General features: G+C 69.1%; 14 protein-coding genes. All 14 read right to left on the reverse strand.

What is annotated here, in order from left to right; all coding sequences use genetic code 11:
• Positions 1-21: 21 nt before the first annotated feature.
• The 14 genes from ABD999_RS07765 to ABD999_RS07830 all read right to left on the reverse strand — a co-directional run bounded on the left by ABD999_RS07765 (position 22) and on the right by ABD999_RS07830 (position 13,044).
• On the reverse strand, positions 22-423 hold the full coding sequence (locus ABD999_RS07765) for a F0F1 ATP synthase subunit epsilon (RefSeq protein WP_148033909.1): 402 nt from the start codon (positions 421-423) through the stop codon (positions 22-24).
• 69 nt (positions 424-492) lie between these two features.
• The gene (gene atpD, locus ABD999_RS07770) at positions 493-1,941 is read right to left on the reverse strand and encodes a F0F1 ATP synthase subunit beta (RefSeq protein WP_271279427.1); all 1,449 of its coding nucleotides are present in this window, start codon (positions 1,939-1,941) and stop codon (positions 493-495) included.
• A 1-nt stretch (position 1,942) separates the two neighbouring features.
• Positions 1,943-2,845: a F0F1 ATP synthase subunit gamma gene (locus ABD999_RS07775; RefSeq protein ID WP_148033911.1), complete on the reverse strand. Its 903-nt coding sequence runs from the start codon at positions 2,843-2,845 to the stop codon at positions 1,943-1,945.
• 3 nt (positions 2,846-2,848) lie between these two features.
• The gene (gene atpA / locus ABD999_RS07780) at positions 2,849-4,498 is read right to left on the reverse strand and encodes a F0F1 ATP synthase subunit alpha (protein ID WP_271280214.1); all 1,650 of its coding nucleotides are present in this window, start codon (positions 4,496-4,498) and stop codon (positions 2,849-2,851) included.
• Positions 4,499-4,521: 23 nt separating this feature from the next.
• Complete coding sequence (locus ABD999_RS07785) at positions 4,522-5,331, reverse strand: F0F1 ATP synthase subunit delta (RefSeq protein ID WP_271280215.1); 810 nt, start codon at positions 5,329-5,331, stop codon at positions 4,522-4,524.
• Positions 5,331-5,888: a F0F1 ATP synthase subunit B gene (locus ABD999_RS07790; RefSeq protein WP_148033914.1), complete on the reverse strand. Its 558-nt coding sequence runs from the start codon at positions 5,886-5,888 to the stop codon at positions 5,331-5,333. The genes ABD999_RS07785 and ABD999_RS07790 overlap by 1 nt, the downstream gene beginning before the upstream one ends.
• Before the next feature lie 35 nt (positions 5,889-5,923).
• A complete protein-coding gene (atpE, locus tag ABD999_RS07795) occupies positions 5,924-6,154 on the reverse strand; it encodes an ATP synthase F0 subunit C (RefSeq protein WP_148033915.1) in 231 nt (76 codons plus the stop codon).
• Positions 6,155-6,224: 70 nt separating this feature from the next.
• Positions 6,225-7,022, reverse strand: a complete 798-nt coding sequence (gene atpB, locus ABD999_RS07800; RefSeq protein WP_271280216.1) for a F0F1 ATP synthase subunit A — start codon at positions 7,020-7,022, stop codon at positions 6,225-6,227.
• Positions 7,023-7,089: 67 nt separating this feature from the next.
• Positions 7,090-7,305 (reverse strand): AtpZ/AtpI family protein, encoded by a 216-nt coding sequence (locus ABD999_RS07805; protein ID WP_187281350.1) that lies wholly within the window; start codon positions 7,303-7,305, stop codon positions 7,090-7,092.
• A gap of 67 nt (positions 7,306-7,372) precedes the next feature.
• Entirely contained in the window at positions 7,373-7,792 is a 420-nt protein-coding gene (locus tag ABD999_RS07810) for a Cg1360 family ATP-synthase-associated protein (RefSeq protein WP_148033917.1), read from the reverse strand.
• 129 nt (positions 7,793-7,921) lie between these two features.
• Positions 7,922-9,208 (reverse strand): glycosyltransferase family 4 protein, encoded by a 1,287-nt coding sequence (locus ABD999_RS07815; RefSeq protein WP_219551051.1) that lies wholly within the window; start codon positions 9,206-9,208, stop codon positions 7,922-7,924.
• Between the two features lie 60 nt (positions 9,209-9,268).
• A complete protein-coding gene (locus ABD999_RS07820) occupies positions 9,269-10,531 on the reverse strand; it encodes a serine hydroxymethyltransferase (protein ID WP_271280217.1) in 1,263 nt (420 codons plus the stop codon).
• A 51-nt stretch (positions 10,532-10,582) separates the two neighbouring features.
• Entirely contained in the window at positions 10,583-10,957 is a 375-nt protein-coding gene (locus ABD999_RS07825; protein WP_148033919.1) for a hypothetical protein, read from the reverse strand.
• Positions 10,957-13,044, reverse strand: a complete 2,088-nt coding sequence (locus tag ABD999_RS07830; protein WP_345482638.1) for a hypothetical protein — start codon at positions 13,042-13,044, stop codon at positions 10,957-10,959. The genes ABD999_RS07825 and ABD999_RS07830 overlap by 1 nt, the downstream gene beginning before the upstream one ends.
• Between the last annotated feature and the right edge of the window lie 24 nt (positions 13,045-13,068).

Raw genomic sequence — 13,068 nt, forward strand, 5'->3', positions numbered from 1 at the left:
CCCCCCAAAGGCTCGTGTAAGTCAGACCTCTTCGCCCGCCGCGCGCAGCCGTGCCCGAGCCCGCTTGGCCTCGAGCGCCGCGTCGGCGTCTTCCTGGTTGGCCTCGACAGAGGCCTGCGCGCGGTCGAGAGCGTCACGGGCCGCGGCGACGTCGACCTCGGAACCGAGCTCGGCCGCCTCCGCGAGCACCGAGACCTCGTCGTCGGCCACGGAGATGAAGCCCCCGTGAACCGCGGCGACCAGGTCGGACTCACCCTCCCGCTTCACGCGCAGCACGCCGCCCTCGACGAGGACGCCGAGCACGGGTGCGTGTTGCGGCATGATACCGATCTCGCCGTCCACGGTCTTGGCAATCACCATGTCGGCCTCGCCCGACCAGATCTCACGCTCGGGTGAGACAACCCCTACGCGTAGCTTAGCCACTGGTGTAGGTTCCTTTCCGATCAGGTGGTGGCACGGCCGGCCGCCGCGCCACCACCATAAGAGGGCGGTTTAGCGGCTCTCGAGTTCCTTGGCCTTGGCCACGGCCTGGTCGATGCCACCGACCATGAAGAACGCCTGCTCGGGCAGGTGGTCGTACTCGCCCGCGCACAGCCCCTTGAACGAGGCGATGGTCTCGTCCAGCGGCACGGTCTCGCCCGGCTGGCCGGTGAAGGCCTCGGCCGCGTACATCGGGTGCGACAGGAAGCGCTCGATGCGGCGGGCCCGCTGGACGGTGACCTTGTCCTCCTCGGAGAGCTCGTCGATGCCGAGGATGGCGATGATGTCCTGGAGCTCGCGGTACTTCTGCAGGATCCGCTTGGTCTCCTGGGCCACCCGGTAGTGCTCCTCGCCCACGATCTGCGGGTCGAGGATCCGGGAGGAGGAGTCGAGCGGGTCCACCGCCGGGTAGATGCCCTTCTCCGAGATCGGCCGCGAGAGCACGGTCTGCGCGTCGAGGTGCGCGAACGCGTTGTGCGGAGCCGGGTCGGTGATGTCGTCCGCGGGCACGTAGATCGCCTGCATGGAGGTGATCGAGTGACCACGCGTCGAGGTGATGCGCTCCTGGAGCACACCCATCTCGTCGGCCAGCGTCGGCTGGTAACCCACCGCGGACGGCATGCGGCCGAGCAGCGTGGAGACCTCGGAACCGGCCTGCGTGAAGCGGAAGATGTTGTCGATGAACAGCAGCACGTCCTGCTTCTGCACATCGCGGAAGTACTCCGCCATGGTCAGCGCGGACAGCGCCACCCGCAGCCGGGTGCCCGGCGGCTCGTCCATCTGGCCGAAGACGAGCGCGGTGTCCTTGAGGACGTCCGCCTCCTCCATCTCCAGCCAGAGGTCGTTGCCCTCACGGGTGCGCTCGCCGACCCCGGCGAAGCACGAGGTGCCGCCGAAGTTACGGGCGACGCGGCGGATCATCTCCTGGATCAGAACGGTCTTGCCGACGCCCGCGCCGCCGAACAGACCGATCTTCCCACCCTGCACGTACGGGGTGAGCAGGTCGATGACCTTGATGCCGGTGACCAGCAGCTCGGTGCGGGACTCGAGCTGGTCGAAGGGCGGCGACGGCCGGTGGATGCCCCACCGCTCCTCGATCTTGAGCGACGAGGTCGGCACGTCGAGCGTCTCGCCCAGCGCGTTCCACACGTGGCCCTTGACGACGTCGCCGACGGGCACCGAGATCGGGCCGCCGGTGTCGGTCACCGCCTGGCCACGGACCAGGCCGTCGGTCGGCTGCATGGAGATGGCCCGGACGAGGTTGTCGCCCAGGTGCTGGGCCACCTCGAGGGTCAGGGTCCTGGTCTCGCCGCCGAGGGTCACGTCGACCTTGAGCGCGTTATAGATCTCCGGCATCGTCTCGACGGAGAACTCCACGTCGACGACGGCGCCGGTGACACGTGCCACGCGGCCAGTGCCGGCCGCGGGGGTTTCTACAGTTTCAACAGCCTCTGCAGTCATTTCACTCTTTCCCCGCTGCGGCGTCAGCGAGCGCGTTGGCGCCACCGACGATCTCGCTGATTTCCTGGGTGATCTCGGCCTGGCGAGCCTGGTTCATCTGCTGGGTGAGAATCCGCATCAGCTCGTTGGCGTTGTCGGTCGCGGACTTCATCGCGCGCCGCCTCGCGGCCTCCTCGGAGGCCGCCGACTGCAGCAGCGCGGTGAAGATGCGGGACTCCACGTAGCGCGGCAGCAGCGACTCCAGCACGTCGCCGGCGGTCGGCTCGAACTCGAAGTACGGCGGGATCACGGTGGCTTCCGTCGCCTCGGTCACCTCGACCTCGAGCGGCAGGATCCGCCGGACCACGACGTTCTGCGTGAGCATCGAGACGAACTGCGTCGAGACGATGTGGATCTCGTCGATCCCGTTGTCGTCCTTGAACGAGTCGATCAGCGTGGTCGCGATCTCCTTGGCGTCGGCGTACGACGGGTTCCTGGAGAAACCGGTCCACTGACCGCCCATCTCGCGCTGGCGGAAGGTGTGCCAGGTGACTCCCTTGGTCCCGCTGACGAACGGGATGTACTGCATCCCGCGGCCCTCGATGAGCCCGCGCAGCGCTTCGGCCTCACGCAGCACGTTGGCGTTGAAGCCGCCGCAGAAGCCGCTGTCGCTGGTGACGATGAGGACGCCCGCCTTGGCGGGGTTCTCCTTCGCCACGGTCAGCGGATGGTCGACGCTGGCCGCGTTGCTGACGACGCCGGTGACGGCGCGAGTGATCTCGCGCTCGTACGGCAGCGCCGCCTGCATCCGTTGCTGCGCCCGCACGATCCGTGAGGAGGCGATGAGCTCCTGGGCGCGCGTGATCTTCGCGGTCGACTTGACCGAGTTGATCCGCCGCCGCAGCAGCCTTAGCTGGGCACCCATGTGCTACTTCCCCGTCGCCGGACGGACGACCTTCTTGATCTTCTCCTGGCCGACCTCGTCCGCCTCGAGCGGCGCCACCGGCTCGTCCTTCACCAGCAGCTCGCCCGAAGAGGTGGTGAAGCCCTTCTTGAACTCCGAGATGGCGTCCTTGAGAGCGGTCGCCGCGTCGTCCGGCAGCTCCTTGGTCTCACGGATGCCGTCGAAGATGCCCTTGTGCGAGGAGGCCAGGTAGTCGAGGAACTCCGACTCGAAGCGGCGGACGTCCTCGACCGGCACCTCGTCGAGCTCACCGGTCGTGCCGGCCCACACCGACACCACCTGACGCTCGACCGGGAACGGTGAGTACTGCGGCTGCTTGAGCAGCTCGACCAGACGCTGACCGCGGTCGAGCTGGGCCCGGGAGGCGGCGTCGAGGTCGGAGGCGAAGGCCGCGAAGGCCTCCAGGTCGCGGTACTGCGACAGGGAGAGCTTGAGCGTGCCGGCCACCTTGCGCATGGCCTTGACCTGGGCCGAACCGCCGACTCGGGAGACGGAGATACCGACGTTGATCGCGGGACGGACGCCCGCGTTGAACAGGTCGGTCTCCAGGAAGCACTGGCCGTCGGTGATGGAGATGACGTTGGTCGGGATGAACGCCGACACGTCGTTGCCCTTGGTCTCGATGATCGGCAGACCGGTCATCGAGCCCGCGCCCATGTCGTTGGAGAGCTTGGCGCAGCGCTCCAGCAGGCGGGAGTGGAGGTAGAAGACGTCACCGGGGAACGCCTCGCGGCCCGGCGGGCGGCGCAGCAGCAGCGAGACCGCGCGGTAGGCGTCGGCCTGCTTGGTGAGGTCGTCGAAGATGATGAGGACGTGCTTGCCCTGGTACATCCAGTGCTGGCCGATGGCCGAACCGGCGTAGGGGGCGATGTACTTGTAACCCGCGGGGTCGGAGGCCGGGGCGGCGACGATGGTCGTGTAGTCCATCGCGCCCGCCTCCTCAAGGCGGGAACGCACCTGCGCGATCGTCGAGCCCTTCTGACCGACGGCGACGTAGACGCAGCGCACCTGGCGCTCCGGGTCGCCCGACAGCCAGCCCTCGCGCTGGTTGAGGATCGTGTCGACGGCGATCGCGGTCTTGCCGGTGCCGCGGTCGCCGATGATCAGCTGACGCTGGCCGCGGCCGATCGGGGTCATCGCGTCGATCGCCTTGATGCCGGTCTGCAGCGGCTCCTTCACGGGCTGCCGCTGGACGACCGACGGGGCCTGCAGCTCCAGGGCGCGCAGCTCCTCGTGCTCGATCGCGCCCTTGCCGTCGAGCGGCTTGCCCAGGGGGTCGACGACGCGGCCGAGGAAGTTGTCGCCGACGGGCACGGACAGGACCTCGCCCGTCCTGCGGACCGTCTGGCCCTCCTCGATGCCGGCGAACTCGCCGAGGATAACGACACCGATCTCGCGCGGGTCGAGGTTAAGTGCCAGGCCGCGCGTACCGTTCTCGAACTCGAGCAGCTCGTTCGCCATCGCCGAGGGAAGGCCGGAGACATGGGCGATGCCGTCGCCGGCGTCGACGACGGTCCCGATCTCCTCGCGCGCGGCGCCTTCCGGTTCGTACGCCTGGACGAAGCGCTCAAGCGCGTCCCGGATCTCGTCCGGCCGGATCGTAAGCTCCGCCATCTCTACTCTGTCTCCCTATTCGCCTAGCCGGCCAACCGGCGGCGGACTTCTTCGATTCGTCCCACAATGGTGGTGTCGATGATCTCGTCGCCGATGCGGACCGAGAACCCACCGAGCACTCGCTTGTCCACCTCGACGTTCAGGTGCACGTCACGGCCGTAGGAGGAGCGCAGCCACGTGATGAGACGCTGCCTCTGCTCCTCGGTCAGCTCGACCGCGCTGCGGACCACGGCGACCAGGCGCCGGCTCTGCTGAGCCACCAGCCGGCCGAACTCCTCCAGCCCTGTCTCCAGGCTACGTCCTCGTGGATGTACCACAACCTGCGTGATGAGCCGCATCGTGCTGGGCGCGACCTTGCCTTCGAGCAAGGACCGCAGCAGCTCGCGCTTGCCCTCCGCCGGGGCGCCGGCGTCGCTGAGCGCGCGGCGCAGCGACGGGTTGGCGGCGACGATGCGGCCGAAGCGGAAGAGCTCGTCCTCCACGTCGTCGAGCCGCCGCTGGCTCTCCGCCTCGGCGGCGGCCGCGACCACGCCGAGCCGCTCGATCACGTCGGCCAGGTCGCCGACGCGCGACCACCGGGCCGAGACCGCGGCCTCGGTGGTGGCGACCGCCGACTCGCTGACCTTGCCCTCCAGCAGCACGCGCACGCTCTGCGCCTTCTGCTCGGCGGGCCTCGCCGGGTCGGACAGCGCCCGGCGCAGGCCGTGCTCGCGGTCGAGCAGATCCGCGACCGCGAACAGCTCGTCGGAGAGCGTGCCGAGGTCAGCGCTGCCCGCGACCGCGTTGAAGCGCTCCTCGACCTCTGCCAGCGAGGTTCTGCTCATGCCGCGCATTAGCGCACCGCCTGCGCGTTGGAGCTCTCCAGCTCGTCGAGGAACCGGTCGACGATGCGGCTCTGCCGGGCCTCGTCCGTCAGCGACTCGCCGACGATGCGGCCGGCCAGGTCGGTCGACAGACGGCCGATCTCGGTGCGGAGCTGGGCGAACGCCGCCTGGCGGTCGGCCTCGATCTGGGCGTGTGCGGCCTCGACGAGGCGACGGGCCTCGGCCTGCGCCTCCTCGCGGAGCTCCGCCTTGATCAGCGCGGCCTGCTCGCGAGCTTCCTCGCGGAGCCTGGCCGCCTCGCGCCGCGCCTCTTCGAGCCGCTCGGCGTACTGCTGCTGCAGGGCCTGGGCCTGAGCCTGGGCCTCCTCCGCCCTCTTGATGCCGCCCTCGATGGCGTCGGTGCGCTCGGCCAGCGTCTTCTGGATGCGCGGGACGAGCATCTTGCCGACGACGAGAACGACGACGAAGAACGAGAAGATGCCGACGACGAGCTCGTAAGTGTGCGGCATGAGGGGGTTGGCACCCTCCTCCGCCGCCACTGTGAGGAGCGTAGCTGCCATGTTCATGGGTGCAGCCTTTCGTCAGGGGATGCTTCTGGCCGTCAGAGAGCCTGGAAGATGAACGGCGCGACCAGACCGATCAGGGCGAGGGCCTCGGTGAGGACGAAGCCGAGGAGCATGTTCTGGCGGATCAGGCCGTAGGCCTCGGGCTGGCGGGCGATGGCCTGCACGCCCTGACCGAAGATGATGCCGACGCCGATGCCGGGGCCGATGGCGGCGAGACCGTAACCGATGGCGGTGACGTTGCCGGAGACCTCAGCGAGAAGACCCATTGCTCTTATTCCTTTACTGGACGGCCGGTGAAGTGGAGTCTCACCGGTCATGGATATTCCGGTATGGGGTTCAGTGCTCCGCGTGCAGCGAGCCACCGATGTACATCGCGGCCAGCATCGCGAAGAGGAATGCCTGCAGGAACTGGATGAACATCTCGAAGCCGGTGAGGATGATGGTCATCACCACGCCGAGGACACCGATGGTGGAGCCCGGCAGGGTCAGCTTCTCGAAGAGGAACCAGAAACCCACCATGCTGAAGAAGGCGAGCAGCATGTGGCCCGCGAACATGTTCGCGAACAGTCGCACGGCGTGCGTGAACGGCGCGATGATCATGTTCGAGAGGAACTCGATCGGGGCCAGCAGTAGATAGATCGGCTTCGGCAGCCCCGGCGGGAACATCATGTTCTTGAAGTAGCCGATGCCACCCTGGTGCTTGACGCCCAGGTAGATCTTCAGGACGTAGATCGAGAGCGCCAGCACGAACGGGAAGGCGATGTGCGAGGCGACCGGGAACTGGAGGAAGGGGATGACGCCCATGAGATTCCAGACCAGCACCAGGAAGAAGACGCTGACGAGCAGGCCCATCCACCGGTCGGTGTCCTTGCCCAGGAAGGGCCGGGCGACCTGGTCACGAACGAACATGTAGCCATATTCGGTGACGTTCTGGATGCCCCGGGGGACGAGTTTCGGCTTGGCGAAGGCCGCCCAGCACACGCCGATCACGATGATCGAGCTGAGAATGGCGAGCAGGACCGGCTTGGTGAACCAGGCGACCCCGGGAATGATGGGGGGCAGGTCGAACAGCTCGCCAGGCGTCGGCGCACCGAACTCACCCGGTGGTGCCGCTAGGACCGTCAGCGCACTCACGCGGCGTTCCCTTCAACGTCGTAGTGGATCACAGGAATTTCCTCGGCGAAGCGGTCGCGGCGTGGGGCTAGCGACCGTGCCGTCGGTAGACCGCGTAGCCGGCCAGCACCAGCCCCAGGACGATGCCTATGGGGAAGAACGCGGACAGGTCGAGCCAACGGTCCAGCAACCAGCCGATGCCGCCGTAGACCGCCATCCCGGCGAGAAGATAGCTGGGGACTGACCACATGGCGTCGGCGAAGTCGCGACCGTCTGTCTCCGGTCGGCGTTCCTGTTCGCTCATCGCGGCCCTGACGATAGCAGGCGGGCAGAGGACTAGTCATATCGGACCCCGTGTTTTACCAGGCTCATCAGTCGCCGTGCCCGGGGACCTTGGCGTCGGGGTCGACGTACAGCATCTTGGTCTTGAGGAAGGCGCGGACCTCGAAGGCCGTCCACACGATCGTGCCGACCACCACGGTCCAGGCGAAAGCCTGCGAGTTCCACAGCGTGGTGTCGCCGAAGGTGGCCAGCATCAGCATGATGACGATGACCTTCACGAGGTAGCTGCCCATCGCGGCGATGGCCATCAGCTGGGGCGAGACGCGGGCCGCGTACGACACGGCCACCACGCTGACGCTGAAGAAGACCATCACCAGGAGCACGCCGATGGCCGCGCCGAGCGCTCCTTTGCCACCGGCCAGGATGGTGGCCGCGGCCAGCGCGACGACTCCGACCCCGAGGGTGGGAAGCGCGGCGCTTTTCAGTACGCGCACGTCGTTGGCCTGCATCGGTGCTCCATCGCGAGTTATCAAGCGAGCGTTTGCTACCTCCAGAACACGAAAATCTGGAGGCCCTGCTCGTGAAAGATATCACAAGCTCACGGAAGGCTGCTTTTACCTGCCGTTTCTAGTTCGCGATCACGATCGGCCCGGATAGATGGGAATGACCGAGTTCGGATCGGTGCTCGGCCGCTCCCGCGGCGGGCCGGGCGGCGGCACCGGCCGCCGGAACTCGGCGTCGGGCCGGACCGGCGGCATCGGGCCGGTGGGCGGGCCGTCGTCGTCGTCGCTCGACGGCTTGCCCCGCGAGGTGTGCGCGCCGCCTCTGCCCCGCCAGCGCGGCAGCGCCATCAGCACCAGCACGCCCAGGGCCAGCAGGATGACCACCGGGAACGCCAGCACCGGCACCGTGACCACGGACATCGCGAAGATGCCGAACGCGAACAGGAACGTCCACGCGTACATGATCATCACGGACTGCCGGTGGGAGTGGCCGATGTCCATCAGCCGGTGGTGCAGGTGACCGCGGTCGGGCGCGAACGGCGACATCCCGTAGGAGGTGCGGCGCACCACGGCCGTTATCAGATCGATGAGCGGGAGCACCAGGACCGCGGCCGGCACCAGCAGGGGCAGCAGCACGCCGAACCGGTTGATGCCCTCGATGACCGACGGGTCCACCGGCATCACGGTGACGAGCGACGAGGCCAGCACCAGCCCGATCAGCATCGCGCCGGTGTCGCCCATGAAGATCTTGGCCGGGTGGAAGTTGTGCGGCAGGAAGCCGATGCAGGCCCCGATGAGCACGGCGGAGATGGCGGCGGTGGTGGTGATGCGGTCACCGCTGATGTTCTGCCCGAGGTAGATGGAGTAGGCCCAGGTCGCCATGGCGGCGATGCACACGATGCCGGCCGCGAGCCCGTCGAGCCCGTCGACGAAGTTGACCGCGTTGATCGCCACCACCACCACGAGGATCGTGATGATCGCGCTCAGCGTGTAGTCGAGGCTGGTGGAGCCGCCCCAGTCCTTCGGCAGCGGGATGTAGGTCAGTCTCAGCTCGAAGTGGACCAGCACCCCGGCGGCGGCGATCTGCCCGGCCAGCTTGATGAAGGGGTCCATCCCCCACCAGTCGTCCAGGAAGCCGGTCACCGTGATCAGGCCGCCCGCCAGGATCAGGGCCACGACCGGCTCGGCGGCGGTGCCGGCCAGCGCCTTGCCGGTGTTGGTCAGCTGGGCGGCCACCAGCAGCCCGACGACCAGACCCCCGTACATCGCCAGGCCGCCCAGCCGGGGCGTGGGCGTGGTGTGCACGTCACGATCACGGATCTCGGGGGCCGCGCCGATGCGGATGGCGAAGCGGCGCACCAGAGGGACCAGCAGATAGGTCACCGCTGCCGCGATGAGCGCCATGAACAGGTATTCGCGCACGGACCTAGTTTCCCGGATGCTCCGGCCGGCTGTGACCGGAAAACGACACAGACCAGCTTATTATTGGTCCATATAAGGCTGATGTATGCCCAGCAGCGCCGTCACCTTGTCCCTGACGTCCGCGGCCGACTCCTGGTCGCGCACCGCGCGGGCCACCAGCGCCCCGACCTCCCGCAGATCCCGGGGCTCCAGGCCCTGGGTGGTGACGCACGGCGTGCCGACCCGGACGCCCGAGGTCACGCGCGGCGGTTCGGGGTCGTACGGTATCGCGTTCCGGTTGAGGGTGATGCCGGCCGCGGCGCACCTGAGCTCGGCCTCGGCGCCGGTGACGCCCAGCCCGCGCACGTCGATCAGCGCCAGGTGGGTGTCCGTGCCGCCGGTGACCGGCCGCATGCCCGCCTCCGCCAGCGCCTCGCTCAGCGCCCGCGCGTTGGCGATCACCTGCCGGGCGTAGCCGGCGAACTCCGGCCGCAGCGCCTCCCCGAACGCCACCGCCTTGGCCGCCACCGCGTGCATCATCGGCCCGCCCTGCGTGAACGGGAACACCGCCCGGTCGATCCGCGCGGCCAGCTCGGCGGTGCACAGGATGCCGCCGCCGCGCGGTCCGCGCAGCGTCTTGTGGGTGGTGAAGGTGACGACGTCCGCCTCCGGGACCGGGGACGGGATGGCGCGGGCCGCGATCAGCCCCATCGGGTGCGCCACGTCCGCCATCAGCCACGCCCCCACCTCGTCGGCGATCCCCCGGAACACCCCGAAGTCGATCAGCCGCGGATAGGCGGTCGCCCCGCACACGATGAGCTTGGGCTGGTGCCGCAGCGCCAGGTCCCTGACCTCGTCGTAGTCGATCAGCTCCGTGTCGCGCCGCACCCCGTACGAGGCCACGTCGAACCACCGGCCGGAGAAGTTGGCCCGCGAGCCGTGCGTGAGATGGCCGCCGTGCGGCAACGCCATGGCCAGCATCCGGTCACCCGGCTGCAGCAGCGCAGCGTAGGCGGCCAGGTTGGCGGACGCGCCCGAATGCGGCTGCACGTTGGCGTGCTCGGCGCCGAACAGCTCGCGCGCCCGCTTGACGGCCAGCCGCTCGGCCCGGTCGACGACCTCGCACCCGCCGTAGTAGCGGCCGCCCGGGTAGCCCTCCGCGTACTTGTTGCTCAGCGTGGAGCCGAGGGCGGCCAGCACGGCGGGTGAGGCGAAGTTCTCGCTGGCGATGAGCTGGAGGCCGCCGCGCACCCGCTCGACCTCGTCGAGCAGCAGCGCGGCCACCTCCGGGTCCCGCTCCTCCAGGAGCCCGAAGCCCGGACCGTAGAAGGGTCCTGCGCCCATGACCCCCACTGTACGGCGGCGTACCCCTTTGCCCTAGTTTGGCATTCCTTCTCAGGAGAAGGCGTGCGGCGCCCCCGCCGGAGCCGGGATCCACCGGGGCGTGTCGGCGGCCTCGTCGCTGATGGCCGTGAGCACGGCCTGACGGTAGAGGCCGAGCCTGGTGCGCCACTGGCCGATGTCCTCGACGTAGCGCGAGCCCACCGGGGCGTCCCAGGTCTGCGGGCTCCTGGCCTTGGCGTAGGGCTTGTCCAGGGCCTTGGACAGCTTGTCGAGCAGGGGCAGGGCCTCCTGCCATGCGGTGACCAGCCGCTGGTACTCAGGGTTGAACTCCCACACCCGCGGCTGCTCGTCGAGCGGACCGGTCGCGGTGGCGGGCGGCATCTCCCCCAGCTCACGGGGCCGCGGCGCGGGCGGATCCACGTACATCAGGCACTCCTCCCATCGTCATCGCCTCGCCGCGGACCACCGGGCTCGATCTGCCCCGGCGGACCGTCGGCCCCCGGGCCCCACTCCCCCTCCGCCACCCCGACGGACGGCATCTCCATGGGCGGAACGCCCGCGGCCCGCGCGATGAGCTCCCGCAACTCCTCCTCACTCGGCGCCGCACCCTCCCCCGCCACCACACCCGGCCGCAAACCCTCGCCGTACGAGCCCGCGCCCTCGGTACGTGAGCCCTCTCCGTACGAGACAACGCCGTCACGGGCTAACCCCTCGCCGTACGAGACGCTGCCGCCGGTACGTGAACCCTCGCCGTACGAGACCGCGCTCTCGGGTCGCGAGCCCTCGCCGTACGAGACAACGTCGTCACGGCTCAAGCCTTGCCCGTACGAGACCGCGCCCTCGGTACGTGAACCCTCTCCATACGAGACACCACCGTCCGGACGCGAGCCCTGGCCGTGCGAGACCGCATCGTCACGACGGGAGCCTGCGTCGTACGAGACCGCGCCCTCGGTACGCGAACCGTCGCCGGACGAGACGGCGCCGTCAGGCGGCGGAGCGCTGGCGCTCACAGCGGCCGTGGCGGCGTCATCGGGGGGTGGGGTGGGTGGAACGACCAGCCCGGCGTCGCCACCCCTTGAGGGGGCATCCTGGCCGGTCCCAGGCGTGTCGGGCGTCGCGCGTCCCTGGTCGGGCGTCGTGCGCCCCTCGTCAGGCGTCGTACGTTCTTGATCGGGCGTGGCGCGTCCCTCGTCGGGCGTGGCGCGTCCCTGATCTGGCGTCGTCCGTCCCTCGTCGGGCGTCGCGCGTCCCTGATCCGGTGGGCGGGTGTCCTGGGAGGTGCCGTCGTCGCAGGGGCCGCCGACGGAGGGCGTGTCGGCCGGCTGGACCTGGTCGAGGTTCTCCAGGAGACTCTCCAGCTCCTTCGCGGTGGGCGGGTCGATGGGCACCTGGACCACCTTGACCCCGTCGATCTCGACGACCTTTGGCCTGCCGGTCTCGATGTCGTCCGGGTGATCCTTACGGGGGGTGTCGGCGATGCCCTGGGTGTTTCCGTCCCGCTGTCCACCGGCATCAGGCTTCTGGGTCCCGGGCTCACCATCGCACGCCCCGTCCCGTCGGCCATCCTCCCCGGGCTTCGTCTCGGACCGGTCCGCGTCCGGCTTCTCCTGGCCTATCGCGTCCGGCTTCTCGCCTGTATCCGCGTCGGGCTTCTCACCACGAGCGTCGGCATCCGGCTTCTCCTCAGGAGTACCGACGTCGGGCTTGTCCTCTCGTCCCGGGACGCCGTCGTCACACTTCCCGTCCTCACCGGGCTTGGCCTCAGGCCGATCCGCATCCGGCTTCTCACCGCGGGCATCGGCGTCCGGCTTCTCCTCAGGAGTACCGACATCGGGCTTCTCACCGCGAGCGTCGGCGTCTGGCTTCTCCTCGGGGGTACCGGTAACGGGCTTGTCCTCTCGGGCCGTGGCGCCGTCGTCACACTTCCCGTCCTCACCGGGCTTGGCCTCGGGCCGATCCACATCCGGTTTCTCACCACGAGCGTCGGCGTCCGGCTTCTCCTCAGGCGTACCCGCGTCAGGCTTGCCCCCATCCGGCTTCTCGCCCCGCGCATCCGCGTCCGGCTTCTCGCCGCGGCTGTCAGCGTCCGGCTTGCCCCCATCGGGCTTGTCGCCCCGCGCGTCCGCGTCCGGCTTGCCCCCATCGGGTTTCCCGTCCCGCACGTTCCCGTCCGGCTTCCCGTCGCGGGCGTCCGTGTCTGGGTTGGATTTGTCGGGCTTCTGGTCAGTGCCTGGTTTGTCGGTGGGAGGATCCGTGCGGCGGGAGTCGCCAGAAGGGGACTCGCCGGCGGCGCGCTTCTCAAGGAGGTCCAGCCGGGCGGAGACGTCCTTGACCATCCGGTCCGCGGAGTCCGCCACCTGGACGGGCCGATGGGTGGTCTGGGTCGCGAGGCCCGCCCTGGACATGATCTGCGAGACGCGCCCCTCCACCTCGCGCAGCTCGACGGCCGCCTGTTTCGTCTCCGCCAGCAGCTCGCGGACCAGCTGGGGATCCATGCCGTCGAACTTGCCCATGGGCCACTCCCGGACGTCGCTAGC

Origin of the sequence: Nonomuraea ferruginea (assembly GCF_039540635.1) — a bacterium.
Taxonomy (GTDB): Bacteria; Actinomycetota; Actinomycetes; order Streptosporangiales; family Streptosporangiaceae; genus Nonomuraea; species Nonomuraea ferruginea.